This window comes from Alkalihalobacterium alkalinitrilicum, from assembly GCF_002019605.1.
Taxonomy (GTDB): Bacteria; Bacillota; Bacilli; order Bacillales; family Bacillaceae_F; genus Alkalihalobacterium; species Alkalihalobacterium alkalinitrilicum.
Window position 1 is genome coordinate 4,538,044 of the sequence record NZ_KV917368.1, and the last position, 25,282, is coordinate 4,563,325.

Below are 25,282 nucleotides of genomic sequence, written 5' to 3' on the forward strand. Positions count from 1 at the left end.
GTGGTTTTTGCGTTAAAATAGATAGACTAAGAAAATATTGTAATTACATAAAAATGTGTTCAGTAAGTTTACCGATGAACAACCTTTAAAAAGTAGGTGAAAAAGTGGTTTCCAAACATCATAAATGGTTACGCAAACTCCAAGAGTGGTTTTTGGGTAAGGAAGAGACATACACGGTGGAACCAACAAGAAAAAAATCTCAGTATGGACGATTAGAGGCTGATGATCGACAATCTGATCTGAGAGTTGTTCACCAATACCCAAAACAAGGGAAGTTTCGCTTTCCCGTGATAGAAGATGCCCCGCAAATAAAAGGGCAGAAAAAAGAAGAAACTGAACGCCACAAAGTGGAACGAAGAAAGGACGAAGAGAAGAAAAGAGTTGTATCCACATACCAAGGGGCAAAAGAAGAATATAACAGGCCTAATGAAAAGAAACGCGAGTTGTTTACTAACAATCACTTTAAACCAACATCGATTCCGTCTCCAGTATATGGTTTTAAACAGCGAGAAAATAAGAACGTAACACCTTTGCCCTCAATTGTAAATGAGTCACTAAAATTAGATGCTGCAGACTCAATAACAGCACTTGAAGAAGCAAAAGAGATGATCAAGTTTAATAGAAATGAAAAAGACCATAGTACAAATGTGGAAGATGAAATAGCGGTAACTACAGAGCCTGTAGGTGAAGCTGTAGCAAGTCCTCTTATAAACGAACGAGAAGAGTTTCACCATTCTAACGTTGTAAAAGCAAATGATGAATACGATGACGATGAGAAAATGGAAGAACATTTAGAGGATTATTCGATGTTAAAGGATGAATATCTTGGAGAAATGATAATAGATCAAGAGGATCTGAGAGAAACGAGTATTGAAGAAAGACAGGAGTTGGAACTAGAGGCACCATTTGAACAGGAGCAAGAACAGGAATTATTTGCAGATTTAACGCAAGGTACAGAGGAAGAACCAAATTGCAGTCAAAAGGCGTTAACTAATCAAATTAAGGAGGATCAGTTAGAAGCGACTCCGATAGAAAAAGATAAAGAGCAAGAAAAGATAGAAATTTTATTAGAGCGAGCAACAAAAGAAGAGGAAATTAAAGAGCCAGCACAAGAACAAACGCAAAAGTTAGAACCAGAGACTAAAATCGAACAAAACGTAACAAGTAAAAAACAACCAAAGGATTCAGTCAGTAAATCTTCGACAACAATTCCTTATAATGTTATCATGTTGCCGCAAGATCGCTTAGAGAAACAAAGAAAAGGAACACAGGAAGAAACTAAAAGTTATCAGTTTCCTCCCATTAATATGTTAAATATACCACCACGTTATGAAGAAGAGGATACCGAGTGGTTAAATCAACAGGGAGAAATATTAGAGTCAACTTTACAAAATTTCAATGTATCAGCAAAAGTAATTCATGTAACTAAAGGACCTTCAGTGACGAGATTTGAAATTCAGCCTGCTCCTGGGGTTAAAGTAAGTAAGATTACGGGTCTAACGGATGATATTAAACTTTGTTTAGCGGCAAAAGACATTCGGATGGAAGCACCGATCCCTGGAAAACATGCTATCGGGATTGAAGTACCGAATTTGAAAAGTACACCTGTATACTTACGAGAAATCTTACGTCGAGGCGTGTTCCAAAAAGGGTCACCTTTAACGGTCGCATTAGGGTTAGACATATCAGGTCAGCCGATTGTGACGGATTTAACAAAGATGCCCCACGGCCTTGTAGCTGGAGCGACTGGTTCTGGAAAAAGTGTCTGTATTAATTCGATTTTAGTTAGTCTTTTATATAAGGCGACTCCTGATCAAGTAAAGCTATTGTTGGTTGATCCGAAAATGGTTGAGCTAGCTCCATATAATGAATTGCCGCATCTTGTGACGCCTGTTATAACAGATGCAAAACAAGCGACTGCTGCATTAAAGTGGGTTGTAGCTGAAATGGAACGACGCTATGAGCTTTTTTCACAACAAGGAGTTCGAGATCTCGGTAGATACAATGATCTTTATTCAGAGGATGTAAATAAACCTGCTCTTCCATATATTGTGGTTGTTATTGATGAGTTAGCCGATTTAATGATGGTTTCGCCACAAGATGTTGAAGAAGCAATTTGTCGAATTGCTCAAAAGGCTCGGGCATGTGGCATTCATCTCTTACTCGCGACGCAGCGTCCTTCAGTAGATGTCATTACAGGATTACTTAAAGCGAACATACCAACTCGTATTGCATTTTCCGTTTCATCTCAAGTTGATTCGCGAACGATCATCGATATGAATGGGGCAGAACGATTACTCGGAAAAGGGGACATGCTTTTCCATGAAAACGGCACAGCAAAACCAGTTCGGGTACAAGGTACATTTGTATCAGATGAAGAGATTGAAAGAGTCATAGAATTTGTGAAAAAACAAAGAGAACCTCAATATTTAATTGATAATGAACACTTAACAAAAGGACAAGATATAGAGGGACAAGATGATGAATTATTTGAAGAGGCTTGTTATTTTGTGATTGAACAAGATGGGGCTTCAGCTTCAAGCTTACAAAGACGGTTTCGAGTTGGATACAATCGAGCTGCAAGATTGATTGATATGATGGAGGCAAAAGGAATTGTCTCTGAAGCCATGGGAAGTAAGCCGCGCCACATCCTTATGTCAGTTAGTGAATTCGAAGAGAACATTCTTTCTACTTCAAAAGAGTAAATCTTGTTTTCTTACAAAAGGTTCTATATATTATAAGAAAGTAACTACGGTCCCTGTACGGATGAGAATCTGCAATCATGGGTAGTTTAACTACAAATGAAAGTTACAGGAATAGATTTAAGGAGATTTAGGCATGAAAGAAATCGCACTTAAGTTGCAAGGAAAAATCAAAAGATTAACGAACAAAACATTTAAATTCGATGAGCGAGTAAGAGAAGGCTGGTTTTCGGCGGTATATTTCTTAAAAACTCGTGAAATTGTGGAAAAACATAAGCCAAATAACACAGTAACCATGCAATTTTTTCAAAAAACGAATGCGATTCTTTGTGGAACAGATGAAGTCATTGCATTAATTAAAACATTTGCAAAAGATCCAGACAGTCTTGAAATTTATTCTTTAAAAGATGGCGATAAAATTAAGCCATTTGAAACTGTAATGAGGATTACAGGTCCATATCAAAATTTTGGGTATTTAGAGGGGATTATTGACGGTATTTTTTCACGCAGAACATCGGTCGCAACGAATGTTTATAATGTCGTCAAGTCAGCGAGAAAATCAGGTCACCAAAAGCCAGTCATTTTCATGGGTGATCGTGATGATCACTTCACTCAGCAATCGGGTGATGGTTATGCCGCTTTTATTGGTGGATCAATCGCACAAGCAACACATGCTATGAATGAATGGTGGGGTAAGAAAGGGATGGGTACGATGCCTCATGCTCTTATTCAGTTGTTCGAAGGGGATGTTGTTGCTGCGACACATGCTTATAAAGAGACGTTTCCCGAAGATGAATTAATGGCACTCGTTGATTATAATAATGACGTAGTGACAGACGCATTGAAAGTGGCTAGAGAATTTGGGGAAGAATTAAAAGGGGTTCGTGTTGACACATCCCGTACGATGGTCGATCAGTATTTTTGTCGTAATCCTGAGGTCATGGGTTCGTTTGATCCACGTGGAGCTAACCCAGAGCTTCTATTTGCTCTTCGAAAGGCATTAGATGATGAAGGGTATACTCATGTTAAAATTATTGCTACAGGTGGGTTTACAGCCGAACGAATTGCGGAATACGAAGATCTAAGTGTACCTGTTGATATTTATGGCGTCGGTAGTAGCTTATTGAAAATTAATATTGGCTTTACCGGTGATAACGTAATGTTGAATGGAAAAAGTGAAGCAAAAGCGGGTAGAAGGTATAGAGAAAATTCTCGTCTAGAGCGAGTTGAGTAGCTTTGTTTCATCCAGAACATTTGTTTTTCGGAGCTGATCGAGGGACTTCCGCTTTTCTTGTCTAGCTTCAGGCCCTAGCCCCTCGAGGTCAAATAACCCGCCAGATAAAAGTCAAAAAGCGGACTTTTACCTGCCAGAACATTTGCTTGTCGGGGCTGAACGAGGGACTTCTGCTTTTCTACTGACCTGTCGAGTGACAGGTCTTTTCTTAAAGGGTGGGCATATAATGACTGGTGAGTGAAAAATACGGTATTAGACCTATTTTCATGTTTCCATTCATTTGAGAGTTTTTCTAATCCTTTGTTTCTGTTATAATAAATCTTTGTATGGCGTATCCTAATTGAAAATATTTATTCCCCAAATGGGTGGAATTTTCATACATAAGTAGTAAGAGCGCTTTTTACTGGATAAGATAATCATCTATATTTGGAGGTTCAGTCAATGACTGTTTACCATTTTATTGGAATTAAAGGATCGGGAATGAGTGCATTGGCTCAAGTCATGCACGACATGAATTATACTGTACAAGGTTCAGATGTTGACAAAGTGTTTTTTACACAAAAACCATTAGAAGAAAAAGGAATTACCATTTTACCATTTAATGCGGATAATATTAAGGAAGGGCAAGTTGTTATTGCTTCTGCTGCTTACAAAGAAGATCATGTAGAAATACAGCGTGCTAAAGAGATTGGGCTTGACGTTTATCCGTATCCTACGTTTTTAGGTGAATTTATTAAAAAGTTTACAAGCATCGCTGTAACAGGTGCTCACGGGAAAACATCAACGACAGGGCTTTTAGCTCACGTTCTCGGTGAAGCCCATCCAAGTTCATTTTTAATTGGTGATGGTACGGGAAAAGGAGCACAAGATAGTAAATATTTTGTGTTTGAAGCATGTGAGTATCGAAGACATTTCTTAAACTATACTCCTGACTACTGTATTATGACGAATATCGATTTTGACCATCCAGATTATTTTAAGGATGTAGAAGATGTCTATTCCGCGTTTCAAGAAATGGCGATGCAAGTGAATAAGGCGATTGTTGCTTGCGGTGACGATCAATATTTACAAGAAATTCATGCGAATGTACCTGTTGTATTTTACGGATTAGGAGAACATAATGACTTCCAAGGACGAAACGTTCAAGTCACAAGTTCAGGTCTTTCGTTTGATGTTTTTGTAAGAAATAATTTTTATGGAACATTTATAATTCCAGGATATGGTAAACACAATGTACTTAATGCATTAGCCGTTATTGCTTTATGTCATTACGAAAACGTACCAGCTGATGTACTAAAAGAACATCTTGCAACGTTTCAAGGAGTGAAACGTAGATTTAGCGAGACTTTTGTTAACGACCAAGTGTTGATCGATGATTACGCTCATCATCCGACAGAAATTTATGCAACAATTGACGCTTCAAGACAAAAGTACGAAGAAAAAGAAATTGTTGCGATTTTTCAACCCCACACATTTACGAGAACAAAAGCCTTTTTAAATGAATTCGCAAATAGCCTGAACGAAGCGGACAAAGTTTATTTATGCGATATTTTCGGTTCAGCTCGTGAAGATAAAGGGAACTTATCGATTAATGACTTAAAGGAATTAATTCCAAATAGTGAAGTTATTGATGAAGGTGAAGTTGAAACTCTGAAAAAGCACGATAATGGCGTCTTATTATTTATGGGTGCTGGTGATATTCAAAAGTTTCAAAAAGCGTATGAAGAGACAATTAAATAAAATTGCAAAGCAGAAGAACGAGGATTACCTTTTCTTCTGCTTTTTTCATGGAGCACGGTCATGTTGTCTTTGAATGAGAGCAAATTATAGAATGCGGTAATTAAGAGGTTGTCATAGTGCCCAAACGAGGAGGAGCAGAAAGAGAACGGTAACTATGAAGCGTTCATAGTGCCCAATCAAAAAAGAAAAAAGAATGAGCGGTAATCATAAAGATAATAAACGTTCCAAAGTGAGGTAGTTTAAAGATTTTATCCAATTCAAAAAGGCGTTACAAGAAATCTATAACGCCTTAAAGAAAGTCTATTCTAATTTTTTCATATGGTGATCCATTATAGCTTGTAATCTTATTTTAGATTTTCTGGGTTTAACGCTTCCAATTCAGGGATCACAAATCGGCCGTCTTTTCTAATAAGAACATCATCAAAGTAAATTTCGCCACCGCCGTACTCAGGACGTTGGATCATAACTAAATCCCAATGAATTGCGGAATGGTTGTCATTATATGCATCGTCATAACACTGACCAGGCGTAAAGTGAAAACTTCCATCAATCTTTTCATCGAAAAGAATGTCTTTCATCGGATGTTGAATATATGGGTTCACCCCAATGGCAAACTCTCCAACATAACGGGCACCTTCATCCGTATCGAGAATTTTTGTGATTCTATCAGTGTCATTAGAAGTAGCTTCAACGATTTTACCATCCTTAAACGTAAACTGAACGTTTTCAAACGTAAAACTTTGATATGGAGAAGGCGTATTAAATGAGATTGTTCCGTTCACTGAATTTTTTACAGGAGCTGAATATACCTCTCCATCTGGAATGTTAAGATGTCCAGCACATTTGATTGCTGGAATATCCTTTATCGAAAACGTTAAGTCTGTTCCTGGTCCTATCAGTTGGACTTTGTCAGTTTTGTTCATTAACTCTACTAGAGAATCCATGGCTTTGTCCATTTTCCCGTAGTCTAAGTTACAAACGTCAAAATAAAAGTCCTCAAAAGCTTCCGTACTCATATTCGCTAATTGTGCCATAGATGATGAAGGATAACGTAACACACACCATCTTGTTTTCGGTACTCGAATTTCACGGTGAACCTTCGTACCCACCGTTTTACTATGTAAGGCCATTTTCTCAGAAGGAACGTCACTGAGTTCTGATATGTTATCACCTGCACGTAATCCGATATAGGCATCCATTTCTTTCATCACATTTGCTTCAAACTGAGCCGTTAAATTCTGTTGTTCTTCAGTTGCCCCAACCAATAGGGCACGATCGACTTGATGATCTTTTAAGGTAACAAATGGTAGGCCGCCTACTGCGTATACTTCCTGCACGAGAGCATTAACTAATTCTTTTTGAAGTCCGAAATTTTCTATTAAAATTTTTTCGCCCTTTTGAAGACGGACTGAGTAATTGATTAAATTTTTAGCTAAAGTCGAAATTCTTGGATCTCTCAAAGTTGTTTCCTCCTAAGTAATCTATTTCTTTTACTATTGTATACGATTAAAGGAGATTATAGTAGCTATGCCTTAAAGAATTCGCCGATGTACTTATATTTTGATTTGTCTCTGTACCATAGGCAGAAATTAAGCTTGAAAAGTAACAGGTTTACGCAATCAGACATTAATTTTTTGAAGGAAATAGAGATTATGTGTAGAAGTTCTTATCAAGTCTCCGTTTAAAAATGCTTCTAAGTGGGTAAATAGCATGATGTAGGGAGGTGGAGAAAAAACAATGATCATAGTTTACATAAGTGTAGCAGTTGTAGCAGTAGCCTTTTTCATTTTAGTTCTTTATTTAGTCCAAACCTTAAAGTCAGCAACGAAAACATTAAATAATGTAGCTGATACGGTCAGCAGTTTAGAAAAGCAATTACAAGGAGTTACGAAAGAGACCGAATTTCTGCTGCAGAAGACGAATCGCCTTGCCGATGACATTCACGAAAAATCTCAGTCATTGAATACGATGTTTGACTCGGTAAAAGATTTAGGGCAGTCTGTCCAAACGGTAAATGATTCTTTAAAGAAAGTGTCAAATACTGTAGCTAGACAGTCTGAACAGCAGTCTGCGCAAGTTGCCCAAGCGGTTCAATGGGGGAACGCAGCTATTGATTTATATTCGAAATGGAAAGAAAAAAAGCAACAACATCCTAACGATGTTAATTCATAAAGGAGGAATTTGATATGGGAGATATGAATACGAAAGATTTTTTAATTGGTTCATTAATTGGTGGGATTGTAGGTGCCTCAGCAGCACTTCTATTAGCACCGAAATCAGGAAAAGAACTTCGAAGTAATATTAATGAACAAGCACTATTGGCAAAAGAAAAAACAACAAATTTAACGAATACAGCCTATGAAAGAGGAAATGAATGGGCTTCTTTAGCGAAAGAAAAATCTACACAAGTTGTGGATAAAGTGAAGGAAGTTACGAAAAATATTAAGACAGATGTTGAAGATGCTCAAAATTCTGCCGATGACTTTGTAGCAGATGTTGCTGATCAAGTTGCAGAAAGTAGTGATAACCTTAAACAAAATCTTCAACAGGAAGTAGAAAATATAAATAATACGATTACAGAAGAAACAGAAAAAAGAAAAGTAACTGCAGCGGATCAAAGATAAAAGGAGTCAATAGACAAATGCAGAAAGTAAATACGACAGAAGAATTAATAGCATTATTGAATGAGCATAATAAATTATTTTTGTTAAAAAATAGTACAACTTGTCCCATTAGTCATACAGCCTATAACGAATTCACGCAGTTTGCAGAGGGCTATCCTGAAGAAACATTCTATTATTTAAACGTACAAGAAGCTCGACCATTATCTAATGAGATTGCTGAGAAATTTGAAGTGAAACACGAATCACCACAAGTATTATTGTTTTCAAATGGCCAAGTCGTTTGGCATACTTCTCATTGGAATGTAACAGTATCTAATTTGGAATCTGAGTGGAGTAAAATTTAAAACGTTAAAAAATAGTGCAGTGTTTATGACTGCACTATTTTTTCGTTTAGCATACTAAAGGAGACAATGAAGAAAAGACAGCAACTTATGCCACTCTTAAAGTGGAAAATTGCTGTCTTCATAAGATGTAGTTCAGTATTAACACGCGAAACACTTAATATGTTTTATCGTTATTCAAGATAGAGAATCGTATTTCAAGTTTATCACCAGTGTATATCGGTTCACTAAATGAAGCGTTACTACCGTTTTTTAAAACTAAAACGTGTTGATTTGGTTTTGGAGAAATGTCAAAATCTACGAAGCGAAAAATATCTTGATAAATAAAAGAACTTTCATTCGAAGTTGCTAAACTTAAATTTTCACCTTGTGTTAATAAAGTATCTTTCTCTATAAGTTCAGAACCACGGAAGATCTCAACAGAAGGTTTCACCAATCGAACAGGATCATCATTGAAGAAAACCGAAATCGATTGTTCAGTTGGTATATTTAAGATTGCGAGCAAATCTGATAAGGTCGGTGTACTTCCTTTTTTGGTCTTTGTTATGTTCAACGAGTCTCCGTTTTTAATAGGTGAAGTTAATGTTGCTTCTTTGCCATTTAAAAAAACTGGACTCTCTTGAGGGATCGTTACTTTATTACCGTTTATATAAACGGTAAACGGTGTAAGTGTTGCTATTTCATCTGTGTTATGAAGAGAGACTAAAACATCTTTCACGGTCTTTGGAAGTTGAATAGAGAGCTCATCTCTTTCATAAAGCGGATCACCGCTGTTTGTCGGCGTTCCGTTTTTAAGTATGAGTGCTGAAACCGTAGTCAGTTGATTATTAACGGTAATATGAACAGTTGGAATTTCTTCAACTAGATCTGAAACTTTGGCAACAGCAGGTGTACCGTCTTTACCTTTTTCAGTCGAAAGGTTGTCTTTTGCTTCAAGTGGAGCATCAAGTGACGTTTTCTTCCCGTTTTTTAAGATGGTTGGAGGTTCACCGTGATGTCCAGGAATTGTGACGAGTTGACCATTTACATAGATCATCATCGCACTTCCAGGTCTTCCATACAGTTTTGATAGATGGACACCTGCTGCCAGAAGTCCATCACCGACGGTTAGCTTTTTCACATCAAATACACGAACCGTTCGTTCGTTAACCGTTATACTAATATATTCTATAGGATTTTCTTTTGCGGCTATTGCGATGCCAATCGGTGTGACCAGCTCAGGTCCAGAATTACCATTCGTTGAAGCAACGGTTTTAATGGCATCGATGCCTCGTATAGCGACTCGGTTTTCTGGAAGTTGTAACGATTGAGCCACATAGTTCGCTAATCGTGGTGTCATACTACCACCACCTACTAACATAACAGCCTTCGGAGATTTCCCATTTAACTCCAATATTTGGGAAGTAATCGATTTTGCTAATTCTGAAATAGTACCTTCAACCGCTTGGATCACTTCCTCTTTTGGGTAGGTTGTTTCAAATCCAAGAATATCTTTTAAAGTTACCTCATCTTTTTCTGACAATTGTCTTTTGATAAGTTCAGCATCGGGAAAATCAAGTAGGAATTGATCACTAATCGCTTCGGTTACTTCGTCTCCAGCAAAAGGGACCATTCCATAAGCGGTAACTGTTCCTTCATCGGTAATGGCTATATCAGACGTTCCTGCGCCGATATCCACGAGTGCTACATTTAGGCGGCGCATCGATGGTGGTATGAGAACATTAATAGCGGCAATCGGTTCAAGTGTTAAAGCTTCAAGCTCTAATTCACTTCGTTGTAGGACAGCAATTAAAGACTCAACAACTACTTTAGGTAAAAATGTAGCAATAACTTCGACGCTGGCTGTTTGTCCAGATTGATCGAGAAGACTCCCAATCTTTTCATCATCTAGTCGATAATCGAGAACGGAATAACCAACACAGTAATAATTAAAACTTTCTTGATCTTGAAAATCGGTAGCAAGTGAAAACTGTGCTTGTTGTACAGCGCTTAACTCTAAGTGCAAAATATCTTCTTGATTGACTATGTTTTTTCCTGATATTTGTATTTCAACTTTAGATCTTTTCGTTTTTAATGAACGACCTGCGGCAGCAACACAAACTTTTGCTAATTTTCCATGTTTTTGTTCTAGTAATGACTTTATTTCTATGACTAATTCAGAAACGGATAAGACATTATGAATTTGTCCATCTAACATCGCACGTTCAGAATGTTCTTTTGAAATAATATCAATGACTTCATATTTATTATCGATCTTTTTTAAGAGAAGTCCAACTACAGATCGGGTCCCAATATCTAAGGCAAAAATAGGCGTTTCTTTATTTATGTTCATATGTAACATCCTCTTAAAAGTATTCATAAACTATTGAATCAACCATAAATCATTTTGTGAAAATAAGAATTTTTCCTTTAACGCTTAAAAGCGTTTAATCAATAAAGAAAAAAACGTGACATATTGTTATATATCGTTTATAATAATCCGTAATCATTAGAAATGTACCATATTTCTTAAATCTTTGAAACAAACAATAAGGAGTGGGAGAGATGAGCAACGAGCAATTAGAGACATTGAGAGACAAGTTAGATGAGGTTAATTTACAGCTTTTAGAGTTAATTAATGAGCGAGCCCGCTTAGTTCAAGAAATCGGTAAGGTGAAAAATAAACAAGGTGTCAATCGATTTGATCCTGTCCGAGAGCGTAAAATGCTTAATTTAATAGCAGAAAATAACAATGGGCCGTTTGAAACCTCTACATTACAACATTTATTTAAACAAATTTTCAAAGCAGGTTTGGAACTGCAAGAAGATGATAATCGAAAAGCGTTGCTAGTTTCTCGTAAAAAGCATCCTGAAGATACAGTTATTAATCTTAAAGGAGAGCAAATTGGTGACGGACAGCAACGTTTAGTAATGGGACCATGTGCTGTTGAAAGCTATGAGCAAGTAGCAGCTGTTGCTAAAGCTATGAAAGAACAAGGAATGAAGTTATTACGTGGAGGAGCGTTTAAACCACGTACATCTCCATATGATTTCCAAGGTTTAGGACTTGAAGGATTACAAATTTTAAAACGAGTAGCTGATGAATATGATATGGCGGTCATTAGTGAAATCGTTCGTCCTGAAGATATAGAAGTAGCATTAGAATATATTGATGTAATTCAGATTGGTGCACGTAATATGCACAACTTTGAATTATTAAAAGCAGCGGGGTCTGTTAATAAACCAGTCCTATTAAAAAGAGGACTTTCTGCTACAATTGAAGAGTTCATTAATGCAGCTGAGTATGTTATTTCAAAAGGTAATGGGAATATTATGCTTTGTGAGCGCGGAATTCGCACATACGAAAAAGCAACTCGTAACACATTAGATATTTCAGCTGTACCAATTTTGAAACAAGAGACTCATTTGCCAGTATTAGTGGATGTAACTCATTCAACTGGTCGTAAAGATTTATTACTTCCAACGGCAAAAGCTGCTCTTGCAATTGGTGCTGATGCGGTCATGGCAGAAGTACACCCTGACCCTGCGGTAGCTCTTTCTGACTCGGCTCAACAAATGGATATCGGACAATTCAACGAATTTGTAAGTAATCTAAGAGAGTCTGGCTTGTATAAATTTTAATGTAAAAGAAATTCGCCTTCTACCATTGTTTCGTAGAAGGCTTTTTCGCTGAATAAAATAAGGTATAGGAAATATCTGTTAAGGACATTGCTAAATATAGAATAGTATACATATATTAAGGAGCAGTATCGACACTTTTCTACATAAAGTTTGGAAATTCAAAAATTTGCTCAAAAGTAACTAGAATGTTGTCGATATAACTAGTGTAAACAGATTGCGGAACCTCCTTAATGTATCGTATGATAACTATACAATTAAACCAGTTTGACAAAAGGTTATTATTTATATAGAGGAGGATCATCGTGAATACGACAATTTATGATGTAGCAAGAGAAGCAGGAGTATCAATGGCAACCGTTTCTCGTGTTGTTAATGGAAACCCAAATGTAAAACCTGCAACACGAAAGAAAGTAATGGAGGCCATTGAACAATTAGGTTATAGACCGAATGCAGTTGCAAGAGGGTTAGCAAGTAAGAAAACGACGACAGTCGGTGTAATTATTCCTGATATATCAAGTATTTTCTTTGCAGAGTTAGCTCGGGGTATTGAAGATATTGCGACGATGTATAAATATAACATTATCTTATGTAACTCAGATCAAAACAAAGAAAAAGAAATTCGACTCATTAATACGTTGTTAGAAAAGCAAGTGGATGGAATTGTTTTTATGGGGGGACAAATTACAGAAGAACATGCTGCGCAATTTAAGAACTCTCCTGTTCCAGTAGTATTAGCTGCAACTTTAGATGCGGAGAAAACGATTCCGTCTGTTATCATTGATTATCAACAAGCTGTATATGATGCTATTACCCATTTATTGTCTGTTGGCCATAAGGAAATAGGAATGCTATCAGGTCCTCTTGAAGATCCAGTCAATGGTTACCAGAAATATGCAGGGTATCGACAGGCAATTGAGGAAGCAGGATTAACGTTTAATGAAGATATGATTAAAATCGGGGATTACACATACGATTCGGGGATTGAAGCAATGCAAAGTTTTTTAGAGATGGACGAAAAGCCGACTGCAATATTTGCTTCTACTGATGAAATGGCTCTAGGTGTTATACATGGTGCACAAGATAAAGGATACAGCGTACCTAAAGATTTTGAAGTTGTCGGATTTGACAATACACGTTTAGCAACGATGGTCCGTCCAACATTAACGACGGTTGTACAACCTATGTATGATATTGGTGCTGTTTCCATGCGATTATTAACAAAATTTATGAATAAAGAAGAAGTGCCAGACCATATTGTCGTCCTGCCACATCGGATAGAATTTAGAGATTCTACTGTACAAAAAGAGAGCTAAAAAGAAGGTAACAATAACCTTCCTTTTTAACTTCTACTTAGTATATAGCGGCGGTGGCATAAGTTAGGGAGAGGGTTATGAAAAAGTTCGATTTTTTAACGGTTGTAGGTATCTTTGTAGGGATTTCAGTACTATTATTAGCAATATTCTCTAATGCTGGCCCATCGGGTGTAGTATTTTTTATCCAAATTGCCTCATTTCTCATTGTGTTTGGTGGTACGATAGCAGCGACAATTATTAACTTCACGATAGCTGATATTAAAATACTTCCAAAAGTGTTTATGGAATCTTTCCGTCATGAAGACCATAACTTGAACCGTTTAATTGATACATTTGTTGATTTATCGGGAAAAGCAAGACGCGAAGGATTATTAGCGTTAGAAGCTGGATTAGAAGAAGTGGAGGACCCATTTATCAAAAAGGGGGTTTTACTTGCTGTTGATGGGGTAGAACCTGATGTTATAAAAGATATTATGATGGCCGAAGTCGTTGCTATGGAAGAAAGACATCGTAAAGGATGAGCTATCATTATAAAGATGGGAGAATATGCACCTGCATGGGGTATGATTGGTACTCTTATTGGGCTTGTACTGATGTTACAAAATTTAAACGATCCATCAACATTAGGACCAAATATGGCTGTCGCTCTCTTAACCACTTTATATGGAACGGTTTTAGCTAACTTAGTCTTTTTACCAATTGCTTCAAAACTAGAAAATAAAACCGAACAAGAAGTGTTTGTAAAGCAAATCATTGTTGAAGGAGTTATTGGAGTCCAATCTGGGCAGAATCCGAAAATATTAGAAGAAAAATTAAGTGCCTTTATTCCAAAAGGGAAAAAAGTAAATGTGAATGAAGAGACGAGTGATATAAATGTTGAATCGTAGACGTCGGCAAGAAAATAAAGGTGCTCCAAGATGGATGGTCACTTTTTCGGATTTAATGACTCTTATTCTAGTATTCTTCATTCTACTATTTTCGATGTCTGTTGTAGATGCTGAAAAATTCCGAGCAATTGCAGACTCGTTTCAACAACGTCAAATACTTGATTTTCTACCTTCAGCAATAGAATTTGAAACACCTAGTGAGGATAGAGGAGAACAACGTCGTGATCCGTTTGATGAAGGAAAGTTTGGGGAAGAGCAAGACATAAATATGGATGAGCTCTTACAAGAAGTTCAACAATTTCTAGAAACCAATGAACTAACGGAATTAATATCAGCGACTCGTGATGATCGAGGGGTTGTTCTCGTTTTACAAGAACGAACGTTATTTGAAACTGCAGAAGCGGATGTACTTCCAGATGCGCAACCATTTTTAGACAAAGTTGGAACGCTATTAACTGCCATTCCTAATTTGGTTAAAGTAGAAGGACACACGGATTCAAGACCGATATCCACATATCGTTTTCCATCGAACTGGGAGTTATCGGGTGCTCGTGCGAGTAGTGTTATCCGATATCTTCTTGATAATCATGATCTTGAGACCAATCGTTTTATTGCCACAGGGTATGGAGACACGCGGCCAGTCGTACCGAATACGACCGTAGAAAATTTACAAACAAATCGTCGTGTCGTTATTGTCATTTCTGACCCTACCTATGATACCGAAGAAACATTCTAAGGAGACTTATTCTATTGAGTCTCCTTATTTTTGAATCTATATAACTGGAGTTAAAGCTCCCGCTGAATGAGGTTTCACTTTATCCTTTTAGGCAAGAAGACTCCATCTGATTTGTGTTAAGGGCGTTAGCCCAACAAATCAGGTGGAGATGAATTGCCGTCAACCGTTAGGTTGAATTTCATTGATTGTTTTTAAATAAATTTTCTGACTTTAAGGAGAACTAACGTTCGCCTATTCTTTTGTTTAATGATATAATTAATATGAGATTAATCTATTGAATTGAAGAGAAAGGTGGTGAACATAGGTGGCTAAAAAGAAACCCGTTAAAGTATTGCGTAAACAAAAGAAAACCGAAAATATTCAACGTTTCACTCAGAAATAGAATATTGGACGTGGTAGCCTTACGGCTAAAGAATTTCGTCTGCTTCAACGCATGTCTCACAGTTCGAAGGCGTTACGTAATGTGGGATTGTACACGTTGAAACAAAATTACTTAATTCACAATAAGATGGCGACCACAAAAGAAGTAGACGCTGCAATGAAGGCAGATGTTAACTATTGGGGTGTTCAATCGAACGCCGTTCATGCGATTCGCAGAACTCTATTTTCAGAGGCGAAGAGCTTTTTTGAGGCGCTGAAAAAGTGGAAGAAAAACCCTGAGAAGTTCACGGGTCATCCACAATTTCCGAAGTATTCTTCCACTACTGAGAAACGCATTATCGAAATCTACCAAATTCCGAAAGTAGATAAAGACGGGTACTGGTTAATTCCGATGAACGTTGAATTTAGAAAACGTTTCGGTTCGATTAAAATTCGTATGCCACAAGCCGTAAGCTTATTGTTTAAAAAAGTCAAACAACTAAACATCGAAACCATTGTTGTTGGTTATAACGCTGGTTGGAAACTAGAGTCCAATATGGGCAAAAAGAACAATCAACAATTTGTTCAAATTCCATTTCATAAACTGATTTCTTCCATCGAAAACAAATGCCTGAAAGAAGGCATTCGTTTCAAAAAACAAGAAGAAAGCTATACATCAAAAGCTAGTTTCTTAGATAGAGACACTATCCCTGTTTGGTCGAAGGACGATAAGACGAACTACTCATTCAGTGGTAAACGTATACATCGTGGTCAGTATCAAAATAAAACTGGACCATGTATCCACGGTGACATCAACGGCGCATTGAATATTTTACGTAAATCAGAAGTCGTAGAATTGGATGAAAATCTAAAAGTCAAAACTCCAAACTCCAATCAAATTGGAAGTACAAAAACGTAAAACTATTGCCTAGCGCATAGTTTAGTGGGTGCGTCAACCATCCATGTGTACTTGACTTGTCGGGGCTTGTAGCGCACGCCAGAGTAACCTGAGTGGTGGTTTCTTCCGCAAGGAAGAACTGCTCTTTTTCGGAAGGGTGGTGCAAGTGGGAAAACGGTAGTTCGTCGCCAGTACCAACCAAAAACAGTGTTTGGGGAGTGCTTAATGACACTCGCTATTCAGAGCGTCAAATCGTCTTAACGAGGAGACCTGAGTAGCAAACCCAAGCCCCCACTGAAATAGGAACCACAAGGTTCTCAGTGGGGGTACGTTGACTAGGGGATACTTATAGAATATTTTCTCTTAATGACCTTAGATGATAATTTAAGGTTTAGTATATATAATAAGCATATTGAGTTAAAGCTTAGTAAAAAAAATCGTATGTTTACAAACAATTTGGAGGATATTGAGATGGTTATTGGTATTATTGGCGCAATGAAAGAAGAAATTGAACTGATGAAAGAAGAAATGGACATTGAGAAGGAAACGAAAGTAGCAAAAATCACTTTTTATGCTGGAACGATGGAAAATCACCAAATCGTTTTGTGTAAATCAGGAGTTGGAAAAGTAAATGCTGCTTTAACAACACAAATTTTAATTGATCATTTTCAAGTGGAAAAGATCATCTTTACTGGAGTGGCTGGAGCACTAAATCCACGTCTAGACATTGGCGACATCGTTATATCGACGAGTGCGCTGCAACATGATATTGATGCGAGTCCTTTAGGATTTAAGCGCGGTGAGATACCAATGTTTGAACATACATCTGATTTCCCAGCTAATACAGCACTGATTGAGTTGGCAACAAAAGCGTCTGAGCAATTAAATATTCAAGTTATTAAAGGAAAAGTTTTAAGCGGAGATCAGTTTATTGCAAGTCAAGAACTTGTCCATGAACTTTATGAAACGTTCTCGGGAGCTTGTGTGGAAATGGAAGGATCAGCGGTTGCACAAGCGGCGATGTTAAATGATATACCGTATGTTATCATTCGTTCGATTTCAGATAAGGCTAATGGTGAAGCTAAAATGAGTTTTAACGAATTTGTTCATGTGGCAGCAAAGCAGTCGAATTTTATTGTAAAAGCGATGCTAGAGCATATGGAGTAAAGGAAATAAGAGGTCAGCGGCATCTAACTATCAGTCGAGAGGGTAAAGAGAAGACGGAAACCTAAGTGCTTTCCGTCTCTAAATGGTATGTTTTTAGTATTATGATTGCGTTTTCATTTCTCTGCGAATGTGGTAGAGTGCTTTTTCAACTGTTTTCAGGTTTTTTTCGACGATTTCAGGCTTCCTAGGAATTGCTGGATAAAGGTCACTCGGATCTTCCCACGTTGGAATTAATGAAACGGGAGCCTTAGCTTGCCATTCATCTAACCACGCTTGAGGTAAGGGGCCTTTCGCTAAGTGAAGTTGGTTCGTCATTTCCAACCAAATCATCGACCATGCTCTTGGAACAACTCTCCAAATATCATAGCCACCGCCTCCTACAGCAATCCAACGTCCGTTACAATATTCATGTGCTAAGTCGTGAGCAAGCTTTGGAATAAAGCGATACGTTTCTATCGTCGAACATAAATGAGTAAGGGGATCAAAATAGTGCGAATCGGCCCCATTTTGTGTAAGGATAACGTCTGGTTTAAAAAACTCTATGATTTCACGAAAGGCAGTTTCATAGGCTGAAATGAATGATTCGTCTTCTGTAAAAGCATCGAGTGGGATATTAATAGAATATCCATAACCTTCTCCTTGTCCTTTTTCATTAACATGTCCAGTCCCTGGGAATAAGTAACGACCCGTTTCGTGAATAGAGAAAGTACAAACATCATGGTCATCATAAAATGCCCATTGAACTCCATCGCCATGATGAGCGTCAGTGTCAATGTATAATACTCTTGCTCCATACTTTTTTTTCATATATTCAATAGCTATCGAGCTGTCATTGTAAATACAAAAGCCTGAGGCTTTACCACGAAAGCCGTGATGAAGGCCTCCACCAAGGTTGACTGCATGCTCAACTTTATTTTCCATCACCAGATCAACTGCAGTTAATGTTCCTCCAACAAGAAGAGCGGCTGCTTCGTGCATGTTTTCAAACATTGGCGTATCTTCTGTTCCTAGACCGTAGTTATTCGCAATACCGATGCTTAATTCACCTTTACCAGCAGCTTTTACTGCATCGATAAAAGATTTGTCATGAATTAAAGCAATCTCTTCATCGGTTGCCATTCTTGGCTTTACAATTTGATCGTCACTTATTGCATTTAATTTTTTTAGTAAATCGTGTACAAGGTTTAATCTTAAGTGATTGAAGGGATGATCTTTACTAAATTTATAGGAGAGTTGGTCTTCAGAATAAATAAAGGCTACATCTTTACTCATAGATCAATACCTGGCAAGTTCGGCCACAATACTTTATAGCCTTCTTTTTCGATTGCTTCAATAATCCCCCTCGGATCCATCGTTTGTACACGAAACGTTAATATTTTGAAATTCGAATTTTCTTTACTAGGATGAACGAGTACACTTGTAATGTTTACTTTGCGATTTTTGAATATAGCTGCGATATCCGCTAATTTACCCGTAATATTTTCCACTTGTACATCAATTTGTGAACTAGGTTGATGAGCACCCATTAATTCTACTAACGTATGAAGAATATCGGTTTCTGTTATCATACCAATCAGCTTTTCATCTTCAGTAATTGGCAAACATCCGATATTATACTCATAAAAAATGGAAGAAACTTCAGCAACAAAATCAAGTCGATGAGCAGTGATGACATCTACTTTCATTATTTCTGTTACAGGCTTTAAAAAATCCTCTTTATGTTCATCCGAATGAAAAATCGAAGGACTAGCATCTCGAATATCGCGATCCGTAACAATACCTAAAATGTGCATGTCATCATCGACAACTGGAATATGACGGATACGATTTTTGCTCATGACTTCAATTGCTTCTTGGATGGTTTGTGTTACTTTTAAAGTTGTAATGTTTGTACTCATAATTTCTTCAACAATCATTTATTTAGCACCCTTTCCATACTTTGGTGACCTTTGCAGAATAAATTTTTACATTGAATTAAGATTAATACATAAAACGGTTTTTAAAGCGTAAGTGATCGAATTTCTCAATAGAGTCGGTACTTACCCGACTGCCGATACGAACCATGAGGCAGTTAGCAGGATGTGAGCTAATTTCGGGGTCATCCGTGGCGTACCATACGAGTCCGCCAGCATTCATCATTTTTTCCATCATTTTACGGTAGTCCCAAACCGATAATCCACTGCCTTTTAAGTCCCAATGCCAGTAATATTCTGTCGTAATGATAATATAGTCTTCCATGGCATCATCCATTACCGATAGTCGAAGCAGATTTTTCCCTATTTGAATGCCACGGTATTCAGAAGCGACTTCAATTGCACCTAACTCAATTAAATCTTCCATGTTTCCTTCAGACCAACGCTCTAAAGGATCTGGATAAACAAAAGTTACATAGCCAATAATTTGATTTCCATCACGGGCAATATTAATTCTTCCTTCAGGTAACTCAGCAATTCCTATCAGTGCTTTCTTTTGTTGTTCAGGAGGCCTGAATGCTGTTAATCCAGGATGATAATCTAATTTCTCCAGTTCAGATCCTGTGATAGGACCTTCAATAATAATAGTCCGATCTTCATATGGCAATTCATTTCGATAATACGTTTTTATATGGTTCAATGTGGTAACCACCTTTTAAAAAACTTAGAAATAAATATTTCGGTTTACTTCATCACTATTATACATGAATCATTTTGCAAAGTCGTGAGACGTTTTAATTGACACAAAATGTTTACACTATTAACTCTAGTAAGGGAACTATTAAAATTCCAAAAAATCCAATTATTAATTGAAGAAAAATTCGAACTATAATATAATTATGATAGTAAGTAGGGAAATACATATAGAGAGGAAGATGTAAATGAACGTGCAAGCGCTTCCAGCAACAAAAGGGAACCACAACCTAAAAAATTATAATGAAACTGCTACTAATTTTGATTGGAATACAGTTGAAAAGGAGTTTTCATGGAGTAATACAGGTAAAGTAAATATGGCTTATGAAGCTATCGATCGGCACGCTTTATCAGATAAAAAGGACAAAGTAGCGCTTTATTACAGTGATGCAAAGCGAGATGAAAAATATACATTTGAACAGATGATGCAAATGTCTAATCGCGCTGGTAATGTATTAAAAAGTGTTGGTGTTAATAAAGGCGACCGAGTATTTATCTTTATGCCGCGTTCTCCAGAACTTTATTTTTCGGTACTAGGTGCGATTAAGCGAGGTGCGATCGTTGGCCCATTGTTTGAAGCATTTATGGAGGGTGCAGTACGTGATCGTTTAGAAGATAGTGCAGCAAAAGTTTTAATTACTACACCAGATCTTCTTGAACGTGTTCCTGTTGGAGATCTTCCTAACTTAGAAACCGTATTAATTATTGGTGAAAATGTAAATGAAGAAGGTCCGATAAAGGACTTTAATAAATTAATGCAAGAAGCAAGTACTGATTTAGAGGTTACATGGGTAGATCGAGAAGATGGACTCATTCTTCACTATACATCTGGTTCAACTGGGAAACCAAAAGGGGTACTACACGTCCATAACGCAATGGTCCAACATTATCAAACGGCAAGATGGGTACTTGATTTAAAAGATGATGATGTTTATTGGTGTACGGCTGATCCTGGATGGGTAACAGGAACATCTTACGGAATTTTCGGTCCTTGGCTTTGTGGGGTAACGAATGTGGTTCGTGGTGGCCGTTTTAGCCCGCAAGATTGGTACGAAACATTGCAGCGTTATCAAGTAACGGTTTGGTACAGTGCACCAACAGCATTCCGAATGCTAATGAGTGCTGGGGACGAACTTGTAAAACAATATGATTTATCTAAGATCCGTCATATTTTATCGGTAGGAGAACCGTTAAATCCTGAGGTTGTTCGATGGGGTGCAAAAGTATTTGACCTACGGATTCATGACACATGGTGGATGACTGAAACGGGCGCTCAGCTTATTTGTAACTATCCATGTATGGATATTAAGCCAGGCTCCATGGGAAAACCAATTCCAGGTGTTAAAGCAGCTATTATTGATGACCAAGGTAATGAATTACCTCCAAATCGAATGGGGAATTTAGCAATTGCTAAAGGCTGGCCATCAATGATGAGAACGATTTGGAATAATGAAGAAAAGTATAATAGCTACTTTGAAATTGATGGCTGGTATATATCAGGAGATTCGGCATATATGGATGAAGAAGGGTACTTCTGGTTCCAAGGACGAATCGATGATGTTATTATGACAGCTGGTGAGCGTGTTGGACCGTTTGAAGTAGAAAGTAAATTAATTGAACATCCAGCAGTTGCTGAGGCTGGTGTTATCGGTAAACCAGATCCTGTTCGTGGTGAGATTATTAAAGCCTTTATCGCTTTGCGAGAAGGAAACGAACCTTCAGATGAATTAATCGAAGAAATTCGTAATTTTGTTAAAAAAGGTCTTGCAGCACATGCTGCACCTCGCGAAATCGAGTTTCGTGAAAAACTTCCAAAGACGCGCAGTGGTAAAATTATGCGCCGTGTTCTAAAAGCGTGGGAGTTAGACTTACCTACAGGTGACTTATCAACAATGGAAGACTAATAGCAAAGAAGAGGCCAACTATGATTGGCCTCTTCTTTTTGACTAAAATAAACGGAAAAGAAAGAGGCTACAGTAAAGTAGCCCCTTGTCATAGTATTATTCATCGTTCTCGTTTGAGTTGGAGGGTTGTTCTGGTGTCGAAGGTTTTCTTTCGTCACCATTTTCTGATGGTTTTGGTTTTTTCTCCTCATCTTTTTTCTTGTCATTTTCTTCTTTTGGTTCTTTTTCATTAGGTGGTTCTGGACTCCAATTATTTCCCTTGACTATTTTAGATACAGGAGATTCTTGACCAGAAACATCAACGGCTGTCACATAATAACCGTAAGAACCAGATTTTACATTATGAGAAGTTGTAGCACTACCTGTTACGCTTGCAACGAGTTCAAATTGATCACTTCCATTTGGTGCACGGTAGATTCGATAGCCGACAATATCATTTTCTTTATGTTTTGCCCAGCTTAATGTAGAGCCACTTAGATTAGTATTGTTTACAGGATCTGGTTGTTTTCCGTTTTCCTGAGCTTTTCGTTCAGGAACAACATTATTCCAAGATGACGGCAATGAGTCACCTAGAGTACCTAAAAACTCTTCTTTCACCATAACCCCAGTTTTCGTAAATTCTTTAGGGGTATTTTCTAACGCAAGAAATGGCTTATCATCGATAAGTACATATCTTACTGATTGTAGACTATCATCTACTTTTGAAGGTACAAACTTAGCATTAAAAAGGTCGGTTTTCACTAACCCAGCTTCTTTACATAAATCGGATGGGAGTAACCCAGAAATACCACAAACTGCTCTTGATACGATACCATCAGGCACTTGGAAATTATGACCTGGCGACATCACTTCAGGAGCTACACCATAGGCAGCGTTCGCAATGTTTGCCCATATTTGTTGGGTACGTTGGCTGTAACTTAAGCCGCCAGCTGATTTAATAGATTCTGGCTGATCATAACCAATCCAAACGCTCATCGTTACATTTGGATTCGTTGCTACAAACCAAGCATCACGAAATTCTTGCGTTGTACCTGTTTTACCTGCCCAATCAGCTCTGAACTTTAATCGTCCAGGTAAGGAACTAGCCGTTCCGCCACGAAGAACATCACGCATCATGTCGACCATTAAATAAGCTGTTTGCGGTGAGTATATTTCTACTTCTTCAAATTCATGCTCAAAAATTAGTTCACCATCTTTAGTTTCAATCCTATCAATCATATAAGATTGAATATAATTACCACCATTTGCAAAAGTTGCATAAGCATTTGTATTCTGTTCAACAGTAATATCAACGGCCCCGAGTGCAGCTGATTCGTATGGTTCTCCATCATTTAAACCGATGCCCATTTTTAAGAGCGTATCACGACTCATTTCATGTGGTGCCATCCAAAAACTTCGAACCGCAGTAGTATTTTGCGATGTTTTAAGTGCTTCCCTGACAGTAATTAAACCGCGATGGCGATGATTAAAGTTTCTTACTTCTTGGGTAGGATTGCTTTTATAATGTGTTGTAACATCAGGAATAATCTGTCCAGGTTGTATCGCTCCAATTTCCATTGCAGGTCCATAAGCAAGAAGTGGTTTCATTGTAGAACCATTAGGGCGATAGGCTTGAGTTGCATGGTTCGTTTGTTCGCGTTCAAAGTCTCGGCCACCGACAAAACCAAGGATTGCACCAGTTCGGTTCTCGATTAACATCGAACCGACTTCTTCTGGTTCCCCTTTTGAGCTAAGAGGTCCAAAATAACGCTCATCTTTGATCGCCTCATTCATCGCATCATAAATCTCTTTATGAACCGTTGTATGAATACGATATCCATTTTGTCGTAAATCGTGTCGCGCCTGCGCAAGATGAGAATTATACACTTGAAGTCGTTCATCACGTTCTAGTTCTTCAAGGTTTATGTCTTTTTCAGCTATATATTGTCTTGCTAAAATATCACTTGCCCTGTTCTCGACTTCACTTGCAAGGTAAGGATATTTTTCTCGCATCGTTTCAACAGGATCTGTTAAATTCGCACGAATATCAAAGTCAAGGGCTTCCATATATTCTTCCTCACTAATATAGCCACCCTCATACATTCGTCTAAGAACGGTTTTCATACGGTTAATTCCAGGATCTAAATTTTCTTTTACATGAACTTTCCCTTCACTCCGATAAAAAGGCGTATATCCAAATGGACTTTGTGGTAAACCAGCTATGAATGCAGATTGAGGGATGCTTAAATCTTTTGCATCAACACCGAATATCCCTTGTGCAGCTGCTTGAACACCTGCGATATTTCGTCCGTTTGCATTTCTGCCAAAAGGAACAATATTTAAATATGCTTCAAGTATTTCATCTTTTTCAAAGAAGTGTTCTAATCTCATAGCGAGTACAATTTCACGTGCTTTACGATCAAAAGAAACTTCACTCGTCAATATTTGGTTTTTCACTAACTGTTGAGTTAAAGTACTTCCACCCGTTTGAACGGATGAGTTCGTAAATTCTTGAAACGTCGCACGCATGATGGCTTTTGGAACGATACCTTCATGTTCATAAAAATATTCATCTTCTGTTGCGATAATTGCATGAACTAGATAAGGAGATATTTCTTCTAAAGAAACTTCCCTTCTTTCTAGCTCAGTAGGTAGTTCACCCAACATTACATCATTAGCAAAGAAGATCTCACTCACTTCTTCATAGTTATAAATATCTTTTTTCATGTCTTCATAACTTCTTAGTTGCTCATCTTTTACAAGTGAGGCAAAAAATCCAGCACCTGCACCACCTACAAAGAATAACGAAATAACTCCGAAGACGATAAATACTAAAAATAAATTCCAGACCACTTGGTATGTAATATCAACCTTGCTTAATATTTTTCTACGTCTTAAAAAGTGAACGAAGTGCTCACACTTTGTTGATAAAGTATTTAATAGATTTCTCATGTTAAGAACCTCCTAAACTTCAACAAATATTATACCATATTTGAAATTGTCATTAGTATGGTTTTATGTTAGAAAGTAAAGTCAAAGATTGACATTAGAAAATAATTATGTTAAAAAGATTAAAATAGTATTTATTATTGCATTGAAAAGTTTTAAGT

The 25,282-nt window shown here is 37.4% G+C and carries 17 protein-coding genes, 2 pseudogenes and 1 other annotated feature (1 of these 20 cut by a window edge); of the genes and pseudogenes, 13 read left to right on the top strand and 6 right to left on the bottom strand.

Going from position 1 to position 25,282, the window contains the following annotated elements; genetic code table 11:
- Nucleotides 1-176: 176 nt before the first annotated feature.
- The 3 genes from BK574_RS22020 (at nt 177) to murC (ending at nt 5,676) form a co-directional block, all read left to right on the top strand.
- The gene (locus BK574_RS22020) at nt 177-2,705 is read left to right on the top strand and encodes a DNA translocase FtsK (RefSeq protein WP_274379441.1); all 2,529 of its coding nucleotides are present in this window, start codon (nt 177-179) and stop codon (nt 2,703-2,705) included.
- Nucleotides 2,706-2,838: 133 nt separating this feature from the next.
- Nucleotides 2,839-3,936 (top strand): nicotinate phosphoribosyltransferase, encoded by a 1,098-nt coding sequence (locus BK574_RS22025; protein WP_078430105.1) that lies wholly within the window; start codon nt 2,839-2,841, stop codon nt 3,934-3,936.
- Nucleotides 3,937-4,377: 441 nt separating this feature from the next.
- Entirely contained in the window at nt 4,378-5,676 is a 1,299-nt protein-coding gene (murC, locus tag BK574_RS22030; RefSeq protein ID WP_078430106.1) for a UDP-N-acetylmuramate--L-alanine ligase, read from the top strand.
- Between the two features lie 344 nt (nt 5,677-6,020).
- On the opposite strand, the gene BK574_RS22035 is transcribed toward murC, so the two are convergent.
- Nucleotides 6,021-7,136 carry an aminopeptidase gene (locus tag BK574_RS22035; protein WP_078430107.1) on the bottom strand — a complete coding sequence of 372 codons (1,116 nt, stop codon included), beginning with the start codon at nt 7,134-7,136 and terminating at the stop codon, nt 6,021-6,023.
- Nucleotides 7,137-7,413: 277 nt separating this feature from the next.
- Here BK574_RS22035 and BK574_RS22040 point away from each other — a divergent pair, with 277 nt between their 5' ends.
- The 3 genes from BK574_RS22040 to ytxJ are packed head-to-tail and all read left to right on the top strand — an operon-like array spanning nt 7,414 to nt 8,644.
- Nucleotides 7,414-7,848, top strand: a complete 435-nt coding sequence (locus BK574_RS22040; RefSeq protein WP_075385960.1) for a DUF948 domain-containing protein — start codon at nt 7,414-7,416, stop codon at nt 7,846-7,848.
- A 14-nt stretch (nt 7,849-7,862) separates the two neighbouring features.
- Nucleotides 7,863-8,300 (top strand): YtxH domain-containing protein, encoded by a 438-nt coding sequence (locus BK574_RS22045; RefSeq protein WP_078430108.1) that lies wholly within the window; start codon nt 7,863-7,865, stop codon nt 8,298-8,300.
- Between the two features lie 17 nt (nt 8,301-8,317).
- Nucleotides 8,318-8,644 (top strand): bacillithiol system redox-active protein YtxJ, encoded by a 327-nt coding sequence (ytxJ, locus tag BK574_RS22050; protein WP_075385962.1) that lies wholly within the window; start codon nt 8,318-8,320, stop codon nt 8,642-8,644.
- Nucleotides 8,645-8,798: 154 nt separating this feature from the next.
- On the opposite strand, the gene BK574_RS22055 is transcribed toward ytxJ, so the two are convergent.
- Nucleotides 8,799-10,973, bottom strand: a complete 2,175-nt coding sequence (locus tag BK574_RS22055; protein ID WP_180320598.1) for a cell division protein FtsA — start codon at nt 10,971-10,973, stop codon at nt 8,799-8,801.
- 212 nt (nt 10,974-11,185) lie between these two features.
- Between BK574_RS22055 and BK574_RS22060 the strand changes: the two genes are divergently transcribed.
- From BK574_RS22060 to BK574_RS22085, 6 genes and pseudogenes are all read left to right on the top strand, one after another.
- A complete protein-coding gene (locus BK574_RS22060; RefSeq protein WP_078430109.1) occupies nt 11,186-12,262 on the top strand; it encodes a bifunctional 3-deoxy-7-phosphoheptulonate synthase/chorismate mutase in 1,077 nt (358 codons plus the stop codon).
- A 302-nt stretch (nt 12,263-12,564) separates the two neighbouring features.
- Nucleotides 12,565-13,575, top strand: coding sequence for a catabolite control protein A (ccpA, locus tag BK574_RS22065; RefSeq protein ID WP_078430110.1), 1,011 nt, complete (start codon nt 12,565-12,567; stop codon nt 13,573-13,575).
- A gap of 77 nt (nt 13,576-13,652) precedes the next feature.
- A pseudogene (gene motP / locus BK574_RS22070) lies at nt 13,653-14,462 on the top strand (flagellar motor protein MotP).
- Nucleotides 14,449-15,198 carry a flagellar motor protein MotS gene (gene motS / locus BK574_RS22075; protein ID WP_420796978.1) on the top strand — a complete coding sequence of 250 codons (750 nt, stop codon included), beginning with the start codon at nt 14,449-14,451 and terminating at the stop codon, nt 15,196-15,198. Before motP ends, motS begins: the two are co-directional and overlap by 14 nt.
- 304 nt (nt 15,199-15,502) lie before the next feature.
- Nucleotides 15,503-16,490 (top strand): annotated as a pseudogene (locus tag BK574_RS22080) (IS200/IS605 family accessory protein TnpB-related protein).
- Nucleotides 16,491-16,927: 437 nt separating this feature from the next.
- A complete protein-coding gene (locus tag BK574_RS22085; protein WP_075385968.1) occupies nt 16,928-17,623 on the top strand; it encodes a 5'-methylthioadenosine/adenosylhomocysteine nucleosidase in 696 nt (231 codons plus the stop codon).
- 99 nt (nt 17,624-17,722) lie between these two features.
- Here BK574_RS22085 and BK574_RS22090 read toward each other — a convergent pair whose 3' ends face one another.
- The 3 genes from BK574_RS22090 to BK574_RS22100 all read right to left on the bottom strand — a co-directional run bounded on the left by BK574_RS22090 (nt 17,723) and on the right by BK574_RS22100 (nt 20,236).
- On the bottom strand, nt 17,723-18,895 hold the full coding sequence (locus tag BK574_RS22090; protein WP_075385969.1) for an acetoin utilization protein AcuC: 1,173 nt from the start codon (nt 18,893-18,895) through the stop codon (nt 17,723-17,725).
- On the bottom strand, nt 18,892-19,539 hold the full coding sequence (locus BK574_RS22095; RefSeq protein WP_075385970.1) for an acetoin utilization AcuB family protein: 648 nt from the start codon (nt 19,537-19,539) through the stop codon (nt 18,892-18,894). The genes BK574_RS22090 and BK574_RS22095 overlap by 4 nt, the downstream gene beginning before the upstream one ends.
- 64 nt (nt 19,540-19,603) lie before the next feature.
- Nucleotides 19,604-20,236 carry a GNAT family N-acetyltransferase gene (locus tag BK574_RS22100; RefSeq protein ID WP_078430111.1) on the bottom strand — a complete coding sequence of 211 codons (633 nt, stop codon included), beginning with the start codon at nt 20,234-20,236 and terminating at the stop codon, nt 19,604-19,606.
- Nucleotides 20,237-20,477: 241 nt separating this feature from the next.
- Here BK574_RS22100 and acsA point away from each other — a divergent pair, with 241 nt between their 5' ends.
- Nucleotides 20,478-22,193, top strand: a complete 1,716-nt coding sequence (acsA, locus tag BK574_RS22105; RefSeq protein WP_078430112.1) for an acetate--CoA ligase — start codon at nt 20,478-20,480, stop codon at nt 22,191-22,193.
- Nucleotides 22,194-22,289: 96 nt separating this feature from the next.
- Here acsA and BK574_RS22110 read toward each other — a convergent pair whose 3' ends face one another.
- Nucleotides 22,290-25,124, bottom strand: a complete 2,835-nt coding sequence (locus tag BK574_RS22110) for a transglycosylase domain-containing protein (protein ID WP_078430113.1) — start codon at nt 25,122-25,124, stop codon at nt 22,290-22,292.
- Nucleotides 25,125-25,257: 133 nt separating this feature from the next.
- Nucleotides 25,258-25,282, top strand: a binding site (T-box leader) (it continues 187 nt past the right edge of the window).